This is a genomic window from Veillonella tobetsuensis (assembly GCF_002959935.1).
Classification (GTDB): domain Bacteria; phylum Bacillota; class Negativicutes; order Veillonellales; family Veillonellaceae; genus Veillonella; species Veillonella tobetsuensis.
This window is the reverse complement of record NZ_PPDF01000014.1, coordinates 132,012-148,409: the sequence shown is the minus strand read 5'-3', so window position 1 is coordinate 148,409 and position 16,398 is coordinate 132,012. Positions and strand designations below refer to the sequence as shown.

General features: G+C 37.7%; 18 protein-coding genes. 3 read left to right on the top strand and 15 right to left on the bottom strand.

What is annotated here, in order from left to right; translation table 11 throughout:
• Positions 1-64: 64 nt before the first annotated feature.
• From VTHSUH11_RS09525 to VTHSUH11_RS09495, 7 genes are all read right to left on the bottom strand, one after another.
• A protein-coding gene (locus tag VTHSUH11_RS09525) for an IS3 family transposase (protein WP_105092186.1) occupies positions 65-1,506 on the bottom strand; the annotation gives its coding sequence in 2 pieces (ribosomal slippage) (positions 65-918 and positions 918-1,506; 1,443 coding nt in all).
• 84 nt (positions 1,507-1,590) lie between these two features.
• The gene (locus VTHSUH11_RS09520) at positions 1,591-2,283 is read right to left on the bottom strand and encodes a hypothetical protein (RefSeq protein ID WP_105093510.1); all 693 of its coding nucleotides are present in this window, start codon (positions 2,281-2,283) and stop codon (positions 1,591-1,593) included.
• Positions 2,284-2,635: 352 nt separating this feature from the next.
• Complete coding sequence (gene rpsR, locus VTHSUH11_RS09515) at positions 2,636-2,866, bottom strand: 30S ribosomal protein S18 (RefSeq protein ID WP_004693795.1); 231 nt, start codon at positions 2,864-2,866, stop codon at positions 2,636-2,638.
• 39 nt (positions 2,867-2,905) lie between these two features.
• Positions 2,906-3,304, bottom strand: a complete 399-nt coding sequence (locus VTHSUH11_RS09510; protein ID WP_005382135.1) for a single-stranded DNA-binding protein — start codon at positions 3,302-3,304, stop codon at positions 2,906-2,908.
• Positions 3,305-3,325: 21 nt separating this feature from the next.
• Positions 3,326-3,610 carry a 30S ribosomal protein S6 gene (gene rpsF, locus VTHSUH11_RS09505; RefSeq protein ID WP_005377647.1) on the bottom strand — a complete coding sequence of 95 codons (285 nt, stop codon included), beginning with the start codon at positions 3,608-3,610 and terminating at the stop codon, positions 3,326-3,328.
• 116 nt (positions 3,611-3,726) lie between these two features.
• Complete coding sequence (locus VTHSUH11_RS09500; RefSeq protein WP_105093506.1) at positions 3,727-4,902, bottom strand: MBL fold metallo-hydrolase; 1,176 nt, start codon at positions 4,900-4,902, stop codon at positions 3,727-3,729.
• A 2-nt stretch (positions 4,903-4,904) separates the two neighbouring features.
• Complete coding sequence (locus VTHSUH11_RS09495) at positions 4,905-5,900, bottom strand: hypothetical protein (RefSeq protein WP_342352076.1); 996 nt, start codon at positions 5,898-5,900, stop codon at positions 4,905-4,907.
• A gap of 338 nt (positions 5,901-6,238) precedes the next feature.
• Here VTHSUH11_RS09495 and VTHSUH11_RS09490 point away from each other — a divergent pair, with 338 nt between their 5' ends.
• Positions 6,239-7,468, top strand: a complete 1,230-nt coding sequence (locus tag VTHSUH11_RS09490; protein ID WP_105093504.1) for an LL-diaminopimelate aminotransferase — start codon at positions 6,239-6,241, stop codon at positions 7,466-7,468.
• Positions 7,469-7,572: 104 nt separating this feature from the next.
• On the opposite strand, the gene VTHSUH11_RS09485 is transcribed toward VTHSUH11_RS09490, so the two are convergent.
• The gene (locus tag VTHSUH11_RS09485; RefSeq protein WP_105093503.1) at positions 7,573-9,795 is read right to left on the bottom strand and encodes an autotransporter outer membrane beta-barrel domain-containing protein; all 2,223 of its coding nucleotides are present in this window, start codon (positions 9,793-9,795) and stop codon (positions 7,573-7,575) included.
• Positions 9,796-10,070: 275 nt separating this feature from the next.
• Between VTHSUH11_RS09485 and VTHSUH11_RS09480 the strand changes: the two genes are divergently transcribed.
• On the top strand, positions 10,071-11,042 hold the full coding sequence (locus VTHSUH11_RS09480) for a diaminopimelate dehydrogenase (RefSeq protein WP_105093502.1): 972 nt from the start codon (positions 10,071-10,073) through the stop codon (positions 11,040-11,042).
• Between the two features lie 191 nt (positions 11,043-11,233).
• Complete coding sequence (gene ychF, locus VTHSUH11_RS09475) at positions 11,234-12,340, top strand: redox-regulated ATPase YchF (RefSeq protein WP_105093501.1); 1,107 nt, start codon at positions 11,234-11,236, stop codon at positions 12,338-12,340.
• A gap of 102 nt (positions 12,341-12,442) precedes the next feature.
• On the opposite strand, the gene VTHSUH11_RS09470 is transcribed toward ychF, so the two are convergent.
• The 7 genes from VTHSUH11_RS09470 to VTHSUH11_RS09440 form a co-directional block, all read right to left on the bottom strand.
• Positions 12,443-12,646, bottom strand: a complete 204-nt coding sequence (locus VTHSUH11_RS09470) for a CsbD family protein (protein WP_105093500.1) — start codon at positions 12,644-12,646, stop codon at positions 12,443-12,445.
• 65 nt (positions 12,647-12,711) lie between these two features.
• On the bottom strand, positions 12,712-12,951 hold the full coding sequence (locus VTHSUH11_RS09465) for a GlsB/YeaQ/YmgE family stress response membrane protein (protein ID WP_059361533.1): 240 nt from the start codon (positions 12,949-12,951) through the stop codon (positions 12,712-12,714).
• A gap of 152 nt (positions 12,952-13,103) precedes the next feature.
• Positions 13,104-13,814 carry an NAD(P)H-dependent oxidoreductase gene (locus VTHSUH11_RS09460; RefSeq protein ID WP_059361532.1) on the bottom strand — a complete coding sequence of 237 codons (711 nt, stop codon included), beginning with the start codon at positions 13,812-13,814 and terminating at the stop codon, positions 13,104-13,106.
• A 125-nt stretch (positions 13,815-13,939) separates the two neighbouring features.
• Positions 13,940-14,197, bottom strand: a complete 258-nt coding sequence (locus VTHSUH11_RS09455; protein WP_105093499.1) for a putative Se/S carrier protein — start codon at positions 14,195-14,197, stop codon at positions 13,940-13,942.
• A gap of 51 nt (positions 14,198-14,248) precedes the next feature.
• A complete protein-coding gene (yedF, locus tag VTHSUH11_RS09450; RefSeq protein ID WP_105093498.1) occupies positions 14,249-14,848 on the bottom strand; it encodes a sulfurtransferase-like selenium metabolism protein YedF in 600 nt (199 codons plus the stop codon).
• Positions 14,849-14,935: 87 nt separating this feature from the next.
• Positions 14,936-15,967: a selenide, water dikinase SelD gene (gene selD, locus VTHSUH11_RS09445; RefSeq protein ID WP_105093497.1), complete on the bottom strand. Its 1,032-nt coding sequence runs from the start codon at positions 15,965-15,967 to the stop codon at positions 14,936-14,938.
• 8 nt (positions 15,968-15,975) lie between these two features.
• Positions 15,976-16,179 (bottom strand): DUF951 domain-containing protein, encoded by a 204-nt coding sequence (locus VTHSUH11_RS09440; RefSeq protein ID WP_105093496.1) that lies wholly within the window; start codon positions 16,177-16,179, stop codon positions 15,976-15,978.
• Positions 16,180-16,398 lie beyond the last annotated feature (219 nt).

The window sequence follows — 16,398 nt, the reverse complement described above, 5'->3', positions numbered from 1 at the left end:
TGTAGTGACCCCAAAAAGTTAGACTTTTATTTCCGAGTAACCTAAACTGGTTGCTCGGAATTTTTTATGCTGCAGTAATAGCTAAACGATAGTCAACTGGACTTAGCCAGTTCAATTTTTCCTTAATTCGTTTAGTATTGTAATACATAATATAGTTTTCAATCGCCATTTTTAACTCATCATAACTATGAAAGGTATTGTCATAATACATCTCTTGTTTTAAGATAGCAAAGAAGTTTTCCATTGGTGAATTGTCGAGACAATTACCTCTTCTAGACATACTTTGAAATATGTTATGCACTTTTAAATTATGTTGATACGCTTTCATTTGGTAACCCCAACCACGGTCAGAATGAAATGTCCGTCGATACTTAGCATCGGCAGTCTTTTCAATCGCCTGTTGTTGTGCTGAAAGTATAGACTCAGCCGATGGTGTAGGACTTATACTAAAACTAATAATTTCAAGATTATATAAATCCATAAATGGATCTAAGTATAGTTTTCCAACTTTCAAAGCACCGTTTGCATTTAGTTCATAATACTTAAATTCAGTTGTATCTGTAGTAATTTTTTGATGTGGTTGACTGCAATAGAATCTACGCTTAATGCGATTAGGTGCAATCCGTCCTTTAACGCCTTTATATGAGTTATATTTTCGGCTCTTACGGGAGAATGCTATTACTTGCAGATTGAACTTTTGCATAATTCGTTGCAATCGTTTCTTATTAATAACAATACCTCGTGATCGCAACAAAGGTAACAACCTTCTATATCCATAGTTGGGATGGTTCTTACGAATATCTTCAATAGCTATTCGTATTTGTAGATCTGGATCTACTCGGTCAAAGCGCTGTTGCCAGTACATATATGTTGCTTTTGGAAAACGTAAGGCAGCAAGAATCTCAGTTAGTTTGAATTCTCTTCGGAGACTGCTAATGATTCTTGCTGTTCTTTCATTTTTCGAGCGTCCTCGAGGCGCAATCTCCTCAATTCTTTTAAATAGGCATTCTCTATTTGAGCATAGCGTAATTGTTTTTCCAATTCTAAAATACGAGCTTGCTCTGGTGTTAATTCTTTTTTCTTCTTTTGGTTACGTGATTTAGTATGTGTGGTAATCTTTGCTTTTTCATCTGTTCGACTCATGGTAGGTATTCGTCCTTTCGGTCGCTCGACAAAAGCATTGGTCCCATATTTCATAAAATCCGACTTCCAGCGAGCTATTAATGAAGGATTATTCAGCCCATATTGTAATGCAATTTGCCGATACGATAATTCACTAGTTAAGTATGACTCTACCATAGCTAGCTTAAATTCTGAAGTATATCTTGTATTATTTCGCTTTCGACACAAACCATCTTTACCAAATTCTTTAAATGCACTAATCCAACGACGAACTTGCGATGTAGTCTTTAAACCATATTTCTTAGTTAAATACTCATATCCACCCTCGCCGTTTAGATATGCGGTAACGACTTTTAATTTAAATATAAGGCTATATTTTGCCATAGAAAAACCGACCTCCTTAACGTTAAGATTTTTGGTCTAACATTAAGGGGTCGGTTCACTTTTTAAAAAGACATGGGCTTTGTATTAGTTTGCTAACATATTTTCTAAGTATTCAATTTGTTGTGGACTTAAACCAAGCTCTGTTAAGCTCTTCTTAGAGGATGCAAATACAGCATTCGTTTTACCAACACGAGTACCTAATGCCGCTGCTGCTACAAGTTCACGATCAAGTTTACCCAAGCGCGAACGATTTCTATTTTGCGGTTTTGGCTTTTTAATACGGAATGTATTATATTTAACAGCTGCTGTAGCTTCATCAAGCTTAATCTTTGCAGCCACATTATTACTATTAGTCGGATTACCTAGCAATGCACTAAGACCAACACGTTTTGGTACAAGTTTATCATAATCTACGCCAAACTCAGGACGTTCTTCACGAAGTTGTTCAAAGGCTGCAAGGGCTGCATTCATTTGTTTTAACCCTGCTGCAGAATATAGTTGGCGAATCGCAATACTCACCTCTTGTGGAGTCAAGGTACCTCTTTCAATAGCAGAGATAATCGTTTCTCTCAAAGATCCTAAATCACCGTTAGCAGTATAACGGCCAATTTCAACCAAGTCCTTTTGACGCTCATTAAGCTCTTTTGGCACATATATATTAAATTCTGAGATGGAAGGCGCTTTTTTAGTTATCGGTTCGGCTGCACCATTTACCGTACACAGATAACCACTGCTGACTACAGCCAAAGCCACTGCCAAAGTTAAAACCTTTTTCAATGTTTCCAAATCTCCCTTTATACACCAATAAAAGCACGTTTATCTTCTAATATTATTTATACATACTTTTAAATAACATTAATATACATCAAAATAAATCAATTCATTGTTATTATATACTACTTCATCTGTTTTTTATAGTCATATTAATAAAAAACTATAAAAAAATTTATTTATAAACTACTCGCAATATATCAGAAAATAGCTGTTTCTATGGAATTATTAAAACCTACCACTTAAGGTTTTTATTTATAACTATTATTTATAATAAAAATTTAGACCCGTATGCCGTCTTCTATTAGATAGCAAAAAGGCGGTACAACCAAATGGTTATACCGCCTTGATTCATCAATTATTCTGCAGTGAATGGCAATAAAGCGATTGCACGTGCACGTTTGATAGATGTAGTCAATTTGCGTTGATGTTTTGCGCAAGTACCGGAAATACGACGAGGTAAGATTTTGCCGCGTTCAGTCGTGAAACGACGAAGTTTTGCAACATCTTTATAGTCGATTTGATCGATATGGTCTGCACAGAAAACGCATACTTTTCTTCTTGGCTTTCTGCCTCTATCTCTTCTCATTGCGAATCCTCCTTTTCGAATTAGTAGGAGTCTCGGACACTAGAACGGGATGTGTTCGTCATCGCCGCCTGTACTGAAACTATCAAAATTGGACCCACCATCGAAAGAATTAGTATTCATATCAAGGGATTGGCCCACAAAGTTCGCTACCACTTCAGTAACGTAACGTTTTTGACCATCCTGAGTCTCGTAAGAACGAGTTTGCAAGCGACCTTCTACAAAGCAACGACTGCCTTTGCGAAGATTACCTGCCGCTTCACCAAGTTTGCCCCATGCAACGCAATTAATGAAAGCAGTTTGTTCTTTCGTTTCATTGGTTGTAGAGTCAACATAAGTATTCGTAGCAGCTACTGTGAAAGTTGCCACTGCTCTACCAGTTTTAGTAAAACGTACTTCAGGATCACGAGCTAAATTACCTAGAATTTGTACAGAGTTCATCTTTTCTCCTCCAGGCTTTAATTATGCATCGTGTTTAACAATCAGGTGTCTTAAGACATCATCGTTGATTTTCAACACACGGTCGATTTCTTTAATTTCAGCTGGATCAGCTTCGAAATTAACCAATACGTAGAAACCGTCAGTGAATTTTTTCACTGCGTAAGCAAGACGACGCTTGCCCCAACGATCTACCTTTTCTACTGTGCCGCCTACACGAGCAATTAAAGCTTCCACTTTTTCAATGACAGCGTTAGTTGCTTCTTCTTCAGCTGGTTTCACAATAACCATGACTTCGTATTTGTTCATACAAAATCACCTCCTCTTTCGGACTAATGCCCCTATCGACACATAGGGGTAGGAAGTGCTTACCATTAATAAGCTCTACTATTATAACCTAAATTAATAATGAAAGCAAGTAGGTCCTATATAATAAACGGCTCATTATCATTAACAATATACACATTTCTATGAGGTACTAATTCCTCTAATCTCTCAGGATTATCAGTATGAACCGGAATAATAACATCAGGATTGACTAGCTCTATAAACTTAATCAAATCATCTTTAGACACATGACCACTAGCATGACATATATAGGTTGGGTAGGTCTCTAACAAAGTTTTCAATGCTAGGTTTTCTTCAATATATCCTGTCCACATGGAATATATGATACGTACATCATCTTTAGGAAATTCTTTAATGTGAGAAATAAAATATTCAGTTCCTCTTACTAAGGATACAAACCCATGATCCATATAATATTTAGGATACGGTCCTTTACTAAGAACTAACGGGCTATCATGTCTACGATACAAAGAGCTTTCATAATATACATTATTAATCACAGTATCTAATATTCTTTTCTGATAAGCATCACAAATTAAAACTTTATCAGTTGGCATATTCTGCCAAACTCCCATAATACGGTCAATATTCGTAGAGGAGCACATAATAAAAACATATTTCCCATCTTGGATATATGAAGAAATATCGTCTAATACTGCGGTTTCAGATACGTATTTATCTGCATCTCTTGACAAAGAAGTGCCTTCTGTAATTAATACATCAACCTCACCTATATAGGTTTTAACTAATTTCTCTATTACATGACTACGCAACCCATGCATCCGGAAATCACCTGTATATAAGGCACGTTTACCTTCTGCTTCAATGACAAACATATAACTATCAACGGCACTATGGTCAATAACCAAAGGTCTAATATGTATATTTCCAATAGTGAAGGCTTCGCCTCCACGAAATGTATTTGCATCTAACAAACGTAAATATAAATCTTTATCTTGATGTTCAGTAGCTATCATAGCCACTTCCTTACTCAGTTCCCCCATATATAATGGTATTTCTGGTAATGCAGAGGTTAGTTGTCCTAAGTGATCCATATGATAATGTGAAATCACAATACCATCACAATCTGGTAACCCTTTTGTAACACCGTCTATATCTAAATTTATAGGTGTGTACTTTTCATCTAGACTCAATTCGTTACCAAAATCCAGTATAATGCGGGTAGATGCTGTACTAATTTCTATGGCACTACCACCAATCTGATGAGTGCCACGATGGATAATTATATTCATACTTAACCTTTGTTAGGAATTGTTAGCAATGTTTCTGCTCGGTATGAACGCTCTATGCTAGGGGATTCATCGACCGTCTCCACACGTAATACAGCAAAACGAATTTGTTTTAAATGAGGCTCTTGCTTTAAGATTGTTTCACACAAGATTCGCAAAGAATCACGTTTATCAGTTATAAGTAACTCTTGGCACTCTTTATGTTGTTGGCTTTCAACTGTTTTGGATGGATAAACCGCGTTAGCAATATCCTTTGGATTTAGGCGTAACATTAAATTTGTTTTATATCCGCCATCATTTTCAGTACAAGCCTTCTCATCAAATAAAACAACTAATTCAGCGTTCTTGGTATGCTTATACCCCTTTAAATTTCTTAAAACACTTATACCTTCATGACTATCAGTAGATACAATCTGATCTAAATCAAGTAATTTATAATATGTATAAGCTTCTAAAACACATCGTAGTAAAGTTTCATCACTACCAGATGGACGATATTTCAATTCAATAACAGAGTAGTATTTATCATCCGTGTTATAGCCTAATAAATCTATTTTTCCATAAGAGTCGCTTCGATCTGCTTTTAATGGTGTTTGGTAATCAAAAATATAACCTAAATCCTTAACCTCACCTTGATAGAATAATAATTTTGCTAAAATTTCTTCTTTTCGATTGGTGATTGATAACTCATTTTGCGTAGGCGTATGGTCTGTATCAAAATGATTAGGTCTTACAGGTTTCAATTTGTCCCATTCTTTAACGAGATCCTCTGATACAAGAGTTTTCGCAATAATCTCACTATAAAGATTCTTAGATCCTTTTATATAACCTTTGTAATTTACAATAGGAGCCTTATAAAAGTTTGCTACAAATTTTAATAAATATTCTTCTGTATTAACATGCTTCAAACCAAAGGCTTTTTTAAATTCCTTTAATTTATCCTTCCTCTTAATACAAAGAAAGAGCTCATCAATTGACTTCTTATTATCTACCATTGTCATTTCCCTCCCCATAATAATAATTTACTACACTACACATAATTACTAAAAACTCCTACACAAAAATAATGTTTTTAAATATAAATTCATTATATCAATAGATATTTTATGAGTAAACAATGAAGAATCCTATCTGTTATAAAGAAATTATAACTATTTCATACTTTCACTATACGCCATAAAACGAGTAATAATTTCCCCATCAAACATTATTTACTATAGGAATACACCATAAAATAATTAGTCAAAAATAACTTCAACATTCTATAGAAAGTTATTGCAATATTTCCTTTTCTCCTTTACTATAAGTAAAAGAGAGTTGCATACAGAAAGGAGTCATCATGGCTAACGTTAATGAAAATTATTTAAAACTACAAGGTTCTTATTTATTTGCAAATATTGCTAAAAAAGTAAATGAGTACCAAGCAGCGCATCCAGATGCAGATATTATTCGCCTTGGTATTGGCGACGTTACATTGCCATTGGTGCCAGCAATCGTTGATGCTATGACTAAAGCAGTCCAAGAAATGGGCAAAGCTGAAACATTCCGCGGTTACGGGCCAGAGCAAGGGTATGACTTCTTACGCCAAGCTATTATTGATGGCGACTATAAACCATTAGGTGTAGACATTGCGATTGACGAAGTATTCGTTTCCGATGGTGCCAAATCTGACGTGGGTAACATCCAAGAATTATTCAGCGAAGACAACATCATTGCTATTACTGATCCAGTGTACCCAGTATACCTAGATTCCAATGTTATGGGTGGTCGTACAGGCGAATCTGTTGATGGCATCTTCCAAAAGGTTGTATATCTCCCAACTTCTGCAGAAAATAATTTTTCTCCAGAATTTCCGTCCGAACATATAGACATTGTATATCTTTGTTCTCCAAACAACCCAACAGGTACTGTTTTAAGTCGTGCTCGTTTGGCTGAATGGATTCAATGGTGTAAAGAAAAGGATGTTATCCTAATGTTCGATTCTGCTTATGAAGCTTTCATCAGCACAGAGGACACTGTAAAATCCATCTATGAAATCGAAGGCGCTCGTGAAGTAGCTATCGAATTCCGTTCTTTCTCCAAGACTGCGGGCTTCACTGGTACACGTTGTGCTTATGCAGTAGTACCTAAAGAGGTAACTGCTAAAACTAAATCTGGCGAACGTCAACCACTCAATCCTATGTGGAATCGTCGTCAATGTACTAAATTCAACGGTGTTCCTTACATCGTTCAACGCGGTGCTGAAGCAGTATACTCCAAAGAAGGGCGCGAACAAACACAAGCTAATATTGCGTACTATAAAGAAAATGCTCGCATTATCAAAGAAGGTCTTGAATCCATTGGACTTACTGTTTACGGCGGCGTTGATGCACCATATATTTGGCTTAAAACACCAGGCAACATGACTAGCTGGGAATTATTCGATATCTTGCTCGAACAAGTACAAATCGTATCTACACCAGGTTCTGGCTTTGGTCCTCACGGCGAAGGTTACCTTCGTTTAACAGCTTTTGGCAGCCGTGAAAATACAATTCGTGCTATCGAAAGAATTAAAACTTTACAATTCTAATATCTAAAAAAGACCGATTATGGCTACTTTCATTACGAAAGCTACCATAATCGGTCTTTTTATATAATCTTACATGTAATATCTAAATAATAGATTTATATCAGCTAGAAGCTATGGCGAATACCAGCATCTACGCGATAGGATGTATCAATAGTACTACCAAAGTTTTTAGTAAATGTTCCATATAAATATGTATTTGGACGGAAACTCCAGGAACCACCGAGTTCAAGATCAAGCCATGTGTCTTTCAAATTGACTACGCTATTAGTAGTTGGTTCACCTGCCATGCTATAAGTGGATTTCATTTTACCAGAGAATTCATGTGCTAATGCTGCTTTAAGGAAGATATTGCTATTGTTAGCTTCTTTGCCAATTCCTATGCCTAAACGGCCGATAGCGGAATTAACCGCATCAGAATTAATATGAACGGTGCTACCAGTATTCGTACGAGCATCAAAGCTTTCACCAGATAAGCGACTAAAGATTAATTCAGCACTAGGATCGATATAGAACCCATTATCTCTCTTGATACGTTTACCATATTCAAGGCTTAAGGATGTTCCGGTATTACGATAATCACCACTCAAGGTAGTTCCCATATGGTTACGAACAGCGAAATCATTTTTCAAACGATTGCCTTTAGCAATGATATCTAAATAACGACCATCATTAAACTGTTTGGAACCATATACTGCTAGACCCGCCGTTTTCCCTGAGCCAGAACCCAAAGCATAGTCACTTTTACTTGTGCCATACAAGAAAGCACCACCTACAATCCAGTTACCTCGTTTTGTATCATACCCAACTTGAGCCATATTATACGTTTGATTTACATAAGCAGAGTCTGTGATTTTAGATTTACCGCCAATATATTTGCCCCATATGCCTTGATTATCAGAGTTCATACGAACATCACCTAGACGACGTTGTAAATCATTTGTGTCAGCTCTCATCTGCATTACAGAAGATGCTAACGCACTCTTAGCACCTGAAACGATATCACTTTCACTAGTTGTCAAAGTAGTTTTATCAGATACCATCGCACGTCCATCTTTATCAAAATCGTCAGCACTAAGTTTAGCATTTAACGTAGGACTAATAACACCGGTGTCTAACTTTAGATTTACATCTAGATTTTTCTCGCCTTTTGTATAACCAGTGTATACCAACTTCTTAGCAAATTGATTTTCTGCTAATCCCGGAATTTCAGCATTTGCTTGTTCTTTCAGTGCTTCTACAGAGCTACGCAATGTAACAGAGGATCCTGGGTCAGCATGGTTAATGACCACTTCACCCTTGCCATATTCTGCGGCTGGTGAACCATTTAGATAATCAATAGCCGTATGACCAGCATAATTATTAATCGTAATAGGCCGTGCATCTACGGCTTGGATAATGCCGCGGCTACCTTTATTAGTACCACCGATAAGATGCTCTACCTTACTACCGGTATATAAATAGTTAGCACTGTCAGGGCGACCTTGTGTAGGATACACACGTTCAGCCCCTAACCATTCATTGCGCCATGTAGCACCATTTTGCAAGTACAATCGCAAGCCGCCATGATAAGGATTATTGTTACTTTCATCAAATTCATTAAGTACGCCGCCTACCAATTTAGAGTTAGGCGTCGTTAAACCTAAAGAAATAAATGATCCATGCTTATGTGGGTTGATATCAATACCATAGTTTTTATCTAGGAAGCCTACATTACCATACATTTTTACATCATTCGTACCTGGTTGTAACCCATCCATACCGGTGTTTACATACAAGAAACCTTCTTCTGAAACAGCCGAGTATGTATCAGATGTATCTAATGGATATGTTTTTACATCAGCACCACCTAAGATACGGAGATACCCATCTTTATTGGCTTGTAAACCAACGCCAACTACGTCGACATCGGCATTGCCCTTTACAGTAACACGAGTATCATCAAAAGTGCCATACCCTACATCACCACCATAACCAGCATATATACCACTCATATAATAATGTGCCAAATCTGGTCTGCGTTTCTCTCCACTTTCCGCAGGTGCAGGATTTGTTACCTTCACAGTTACATTTTTATCAATATCTACTTGGCTACCTTCAAGAGCATAAATACCTGTTACATTGTTATGGTATTTTGTACCATTTACACCGAGGCCAGATACATTGACAGTTAAGTCATCTGTATAATGTTTATTTTCGCCCCATAAATTTAGACCAATAGATTTACCATCAGTATGGCTTTCAACGGTTGTAGCAGATACCATAACATCCGCACTTGCACCTGTAATAATCAAAGCAGCTATTACAGCAAGATTTACTTTTTTTCTCATATTAACCTCCTCAAACTACGCACAATAAGTTTGCATATTTCTATTGTATCTATACATAGGGTATATGTGTCAATTTTTGGACATATGATGTTTTCTTTACTGAAAATAACAAAACGCTATGTATCGATATATCTCTGTATAATCCATAAGCGCTTTATAGTATCTCCTAATATATAGCCACAAACTCTATAGAATATTATTGAAAATGACGATTTTATGCTATAATAATTATATTGGTTATTACATTACATTTTAAAATTATATAGGAGGCTAATATGAATATTCGTATTGGTATCGTTGGCTACGGCAACTTGGCACGCGGCGTAGAAGCATCTGTTCAGTTACAACCTGATATGGAGCTCGTAGGCGTATTCTCTCGTCGTCAAGGTATTGAAACTGTGTCTGGTGTACCTACTTACTCTATGGAAGATATTCCTAATTTCAAAGGTAAAATCGATGTTATGGTTCTTTGTGGCGGTTCCGCAACAGACCTTATCGAACAAACACCAATGGTAACTAAATACTTCAACTGTATCGATTCCTTCGATACACATGCACGTATCCCTGAACATTTTGCTAATGTAGACAAAGTTGCTAAAGAAGCTAAGACTGCTACATTGATTTCTTGTGGTTGGGATCCAGGTATGTTCTCCTTGCAACGCGTTTACGCTGAAGCAATCTTGCCAAAAGGCAAATCCTACACATTCTGGGGCCGTGGCGTATCCCAAGGTCACTCCGATGCAATTCGTCGCCTTAAAGGCGTAGTTGATGCTCGTCAATACACTGTTCCTAAAGAACAATACCTTGAGGCTATCCGCAACGGTGAAACTCCTGACGTTGATGGCTACAAAGGTCACCTTCGTGAGTGCTATGTAGTGGCTGCTCCTGATGCGGACAAGGCTAAAATTGAAAATGAAATCAAAACTATGGAAAACTACTTCGTAGGTTATGAAACTGTAGTAAACTTCATTTCTCAAGAGGAACTTGATCGCGACCACAAAGGCATTCCACATGGTGGCTTCGTTCTTCGCTCTGGTGAAAGTACAGATGGCACTCGTCACGTTATCGAGTACTCCTTGAAACTTGACTCCAACCCTGAATTCACAGGTTCTGCCCTCGTTGCTTATGCACGTGGTATCTATCGCCTTGCTAAACACGGCGGCACAGGTTGCTACACAGTATTCGATATCCCACCAGCTTGGATTTCTACACAATCCGCTGCGGACTTGAGAGCACATTCTCTATAAGGCACATAACAAAAATCCCACACTGATGTGTGGGATTTTGTTCAGTGACACTACTATTCACCTATGTGACTAATGGTGTCACTTTTTTAGTACAAATTTATAGTGTCTATATGATATAATATTTATTTGATAGAGTTTCTACGGAAGCTTTCACAAAGAACGAAATCAATTAGTTAATAAAAGGTGGTACCATGAGCACAAATTTAGAAGTAGGCATCGTAGGCCTTCCAAATGTTGGGAAAAGTACATTATTCAACGCCATTACAAAAGCAGGCGCTGAAGCTGCCAACTATCCATTCTGTACAATCGAACCAAACGTAGGTGTCGTTGACGTTCCAGATAATCGTTTAGCTGTATTGGCTGAAATGTTTGGTTCTAAACGCATCCTTCCTGCTGCTATGCGCTTCGTAGATATTGCAGGCCTTGTAGAAGGTGCGTCCAAAGGTGAAGGTTTAGGTAATAAATTCCTTAGCCACATCCGTCAAGTAGATGCGATTGCTCAAGTTATTCGTTGCTTCGAGGATCCTAACATCACTCATGTTGCAGGTTCTATCGATCCAATCCGCGACATCGAGATCATCAATACTGAACTTTGTCTTGCTGACCTTGAATCCGTAGAAAAACGGAAACAACGCATTGAAAAAATTGCAAAATCCGGCGATAAAGATGCTCGCGCTGAGTTACCATTGCTAGAACGCATTATCGAAGGTCTCGGTGAAGCAAAACCAGTTCGTGCCCAAGGTCTAGACGAAGAAGAGTTAGAAATGATTAAAGAGTTGACATTACTTACAGCAAAACCATCTCTTTATGTTGCTAACATTTCTGAAGATGAAGTATCTGATTACTCCGCTAACGAGCACGTAAAACGCGTAGAAGAATACGCGAAGAACGAAGGTGCTGGCATCGTGGTTGTTTCCGCCCGTATCGAATCTGAAATCGCAGAATTATCCGACGAAGAATCCGCTGCATTCCTCGAAGATTTAGGTCTTGAAGAATCCGGCTTAACTAAACTTATCAAAGCAAGTTATGCATTATTAGGTCTTATCAACTACTTCACAGCTGGTGAAATGGAAGCTCGTGCATGGACAATTGTAGACGGCACAAAAGCGCCTCAAGCTGCTGGTAAAATCCACTCCGATATCGAAAAAGGCTTTATTCGTGCTGAAATCGTATCCTTCGATGACTTACAAGCTTGCGGCAGCCAAAATGCGGCTAAAGAAAAAGGCCTTGTACGCCTAGAAGGCAAAGAATACGTTATGAAAGACGGCGACGTAACACACTTCCGCTTCAACGTATAATACAAATTAATAACAATAAAAACCAGTAAATCCATCGATTTACTGGTTTTTTGTTGTCTCTTAATGAGATTTTCTTTATGTGGTTGTTGAATAAACAGGAGTTTATTCTTTATCGCTATCAACAGAGTTTTTCAAGCCGTCAAGTGCGCCTTCTACAGCATCTTTAACATCTTCTGCAACGTCTTTAACTTTAGCAGTTGTTTTTTCTACGGCACCTTCTGTTTCCAATTTTTTGTCGCCAGTTAATTTGCCAACATTTTCTTTTAGTGCACCTTTAGCTTGGTTGAGTTTTTCTTCTAATGCCATAATTGTGACTCCTTTCATGTAAAATCACGTTTAACCATATAAAATCTACTTTTATAAGTAGAGGGCTATCCTTTTTTCCCAAAGAAAAATGAGACTACTGCAACAACAATGACTGCACCTAATACAGATGGAATTAATGACATGCCCGCAAGACTAGGGCCCCATGTTCCAAATAGGGACTGACCTACGGACGAGCCAATTAAACCAGCAACAACTTTAGCGATAACGCCCATTGCACCGCCTTTGCTAGTGATGGCACCAGCTAGGAAGCCGATAAAACCACCAACAATAATTGACCAAAGCATACAATCACTCCTTCCTATATATCAATATATCTATAATTTCTACTAAATATAATAGTCCTTATAAATATTTTAGAATTATTGTATATTTATAATATAACATTCAACCCTAAAGATTAAATGAAGAAATTCGATTTACTGTTTGATGTAAGGTTCTATTCAACTACTGTTACAATTTCATCTAATGTACGGCGTGTTTTATTGCGATGAGGCTCTTCATCACGATAACCAAAGGCCGCCATTACAGCAATGCCAAAGTGTTTAGTATCGAACAGGCCGAGTTCATCACCTAAGAGTGCGGTCATATCATCTTGATTGAAGCCTTCTAATGGACAAGAATCTAAGCCTTCATAAGCAGCCATTGTCATCATGTTCGCCATAACAATATACGTTTGTTTAGACGCCCAGTCAAAGGCCGCACGTTCAGATTCAAATGTTTTGTAATCTTCTTTTGTAAATTGAGCATATTTTTCGCGATATGCCGCATCAACTTCAGCTGGTAATTGTTTCACCTCTTCTTGAATATGACGGATATATGATGAATCGAATTCAAGATCTGCCTTTTTACGAGCTAAGAAAACCACTACATGACTAGCTTCAAGCCCTGCTAAGATACCCCAACCATAAGCTTTCATCTTTTCTCGGATTTCTGGATTTTGAATCACCAACAATTGATACGCCTCGAAGCCAAGTGATGTTGGAGACAAACGCGCTGCATTCAGAATCGCATTCCAATCTTCTTCAGAAATCTTTTTAGTGCTATCAAATTTTTTGCATGCATAACGATAGGTCATAGCATATTCTAAATCGTTACGATCCAATTTAGGGGCCGTTAATTTTACGTTTTCTATTTCATATTTGCTCATTGAAATTCAACCTTTCATTACATTATTCCAAAAACTTAACCTAGATACATAACATATGATGCTCATCAGCCAAAATTTTGACCAAATAGAATCATACGTTCTTTTTCCTTATAAAATAAATCGATTTAATCTTTATAAGCTAAAACTGGTTTCCCTTTTTCATACCAAAACAAACCCGACGTACTAATCTTATGTTCTTTTAAGGCCGTCTGCACACGATTTACTATAGTTGGCTCTATTTGAATCGATAACCCACACATATCATTCAATTCTGGCGGTGTAGCCATCAATTGGTGAGGCACCGAAAGTTCCGTTAATATCTTGTCCGCCTTATCCCCAAAATAATAGGATGTAAAAACGACAAGCAACTTTTTATCGCCCAATGCCTCACCTCCAATAATATTGCTTAATCATTTACAACATAGATACGAGTATTATAGTTTAACAACATTTTCCCCAACGATAGCATCTGTAATCGCATACATGTTTGTAATAGAGCCTACCCCCACTTGATCTTTTAAACCATAATAGTCGAGACAAATGCCACATGCAGCAATTTCAACACCAAGATCAGCTAACTTTTTAATATTGTCTAAATGAACAGAATCGTTGGTTACCATTTTAACGCTACTATTGATGAAATAAATTGTAGATGGCTTCACGTCGGCTTCAACCATGCACACCCAGAAGGTTTTCATCAAATTACGGCCAAGCTCTTCACTACCTTCACCAAGATAATCTTTCGTCATCAAAATGATGCGGTCACTATAATTCATAGGTTTGCAACCAGTTTCCGGTGCAGGTTCTACATTCGGCGTAAGTTTAATAAAAAAATCTATACCATCTTGTCCAATTGCCACATCATAGCCACGAGACTTCCCAAATTTCTCTACATTATCGCGACTCACCTCGTTATCTACGATGGTCGTAATAATCGCGTCTGGATTTGCATCGCTTACCTTCTTCGTTTCAATCACAGGTTTTGGACACAAACTGCCACGCACATCTACAATTAATTCATTCGTATTACTCATCATTTACCTCAATACTATTATATATTTTGTGAAAGCATCAACGCACAACTACTCTATATACTATTAAAACCAAAATTGTACTATATCTTATTTAGTGACGCGTACCGCTAAGCCACTAAAGCTTTCAACTACACCAACTATAGTGGCACCTTCAACGCCCACATCATGTAAGGCTTTCACCAAATTCGGTCCTTCTGTTGCAGGCACAGAAAATAAAAGTCCGCCTGATGTTTGTGGATCAAAGAGAATATCCGTCCATACCCCATCTAAATTCGCATCAACCTGTACATCAGTTATGGCCTTGCGATTACCATAGGATGCAGCAGGGACCAAACCCATTTGCGCAGCCTCAATGACGTCAGCAAAGAGCGGAATATCATAAGTCTTGATATGAATTGTTACATTAGAGGCACTCGCCATTTCTACAGAATGACCCATAAGGCTAAAGCCCGTCACATCAGTACACGCATGAATTGTAAAATTATGGGCCACCTCAGCAGCCACACGATTCAACGTACTCATGCTAGCAACCGCCTGCGCAGTACCAGTAGGAAATAAATCAGCTTTCAACGCATTATTCATAATGCCTGTGCCGATACGTTTTGTTAACACTAATACATCCCCTACTTGGGCACCTTTATTTTTCCAAATATGATTTGGGTCAACTTGTCCTGTTACAGACATACCAAATATAGGCTCTTTGTTTTCAATGCTGTGACCGCCTACGATTGCAGCCCCAGACTCGGCCACGATAGAAGCTGCTCCGTTTAGAACGTCTGTTAAAACGCCTTGTTCAACAAGAGATATAGGAAACCCTACAATATTCATGGCAGTCAACGGAGTTCCTCCCATAGCATATACATCGCTTAGTGCATTAGCGGCCGCTATTTTCCCAAACAAAACGGGGTCATTAACTACAGGTGTAAAAAAGTCTAATGTCTGTACCAATGCTAATGTGTCAGAAATTTTATATACCCCTGCATCATCAGCCCCTGTCATATCTGCTAGAACTCGTTCATTGGTTACAGATGTAACTGATTTCAATACACGCTCCAATATATGAGGCCCAATCTTGCACGCACAGCCCCCGCTCGTAACATAGTCAGTAAGTCGTACCATAAGACCTCCTACTCATGTTTAGGCAAACGAGATACGAGTTTCTTTGCAGCCTTTTCAAACTTAGGGCGAGGCATCAACAATTGATGTCCACAACCTTTACATACGATAAGAAAATCTGTGCCTATGCGCTTGACCTCCCACTCATCACTGCCACATGGATGCGATTTTTTCATTTGTACTATATCGCCCACATAATATCTAATAAACGCCATAGCGCCTCCTTATACTATTTTAACTTTATATATGCTTATTATACCTTAATATCCAATACAGATAAAACTATCCTACTTTGATTAGTTATAGCCAAAAACTTAGAATCTTTACCAATTAACAAGATTAATATTAATCAATAATGATTTTCCATGTAATTATCATTCTCATTATCAGTAATTCTATTTTTAATAAATCCATTACTTAATAGGCTTTCAAAA

Excerpts from the sequence above, each read along its gene's own strand:
- VTHSUH11_RS09485 (WP_105093503.1), bottom strand. The coding sequence starts at position 9,795 with ATGAGAAAAAAAGTAAATCTTGCTGTAATAGCTGCTTTGATTATTACA.
- VTHSUH11_RS09440 (WP_105093496.1), bottom strand. The coding sequence starts at position 16,179 with ATGGCGTTTATTAGATATTATGTGGGCGATATAGTACAAATGAAAAAA.
- rpsF (WP_005377647.1), bottom strand. The coding sequence starts at position 3,610 with ATGAACAAATACGAAGTCATGGTTATTGTGAAACCAGCTGAAGAAGAA.
- VTHSUH11_RS09470 (WP_105093500.1), bottom strand. The coding sequence starts at position 12,646 with ATGGCATTAGAAGAAAAACTCAACCAAGCTAAAGGTGCACTAAAAGAA.
- rpsR (WP_004693795.1), bottom strand. The coding sequence starts at position 2,866 with ATGAGAAGAGATAGAGGCAGAAAGCCAAGAAGAAAAGTATGCGTTTTC.
- ychF (WP_105093501.1), top strand. The coding sequence starts at position 11,234 with ATGAGCACAAATTTAGAAGTAGGCATCGTAGGCCTTCCAAATGTTGGG.
- VTHSUH11_RS09490 (WP_105093504.1), top strand. The coding sequence starts at position 6,239 with ATGGCTAACGTTAATGAAAATTATTTAAAACTACAAGGTTCTTATTTA.
- VTHSUH11_RS09460 (WP_059361532.1), bottom strand. The coding sequence starts at position 13,814 with ATGAGCAAATATGAAATAGAAAACGTAAAATTAACGGCCCCTAAATTG.
- VTHSUH11_RS09465 (WP_059361533.1), bottom strand. The coding sequence starts at position 12,951 with ATGCTTTGGTCAATTATTGTTGGTGGTTTTATCGGCTTCCTAGCTGGT.
- selD (WP_105093497.1), bottom strand. The coding sequence starts at position 15,967 with ATGGTACGACTTACTGACTATGTTACGAGCGGGGGCTGTGCGTGCAAG.
- yedF (WP_105093498.1), bottom strand. The coding sequence starts at position 14,848 with ATGAGTAATACGAATGAATTAATTGTAGATGTGCGTGGCAGTTTGTGT.
- VTHSUH11_RS09480 (WP_105093502.1), top strand. The coding sequence starts at position 10,071 with ATGAATATTCGTATTGGTATCGTTGGCTACGGCAACTTGGCACGCGGC.
- VTHSUH11_RS09500 (WP_105093506.1), bottom strand. The coding sequence starts at position 4,902 with ATGAATATAATTATCCATCGTGGCACTCATCAGATTGGTGGTAGTGCC.
- VTHSUH11_RS09510 (WP_005382135.1), bottom strand. The coding sequence starts at position 3,304 with ATGAACTCTGTACAAATTCTAGGTAATTTAGCTCGTGATCCTGAAGTA.
- VTHSUH11_RS09495 (WP_342352076.1), bottom strand. The coding sequence starts at position 5,900 with ATGACAATGGTAGATAATAAGAAGTCAATTGATGAGCTCTTTCTTTGT.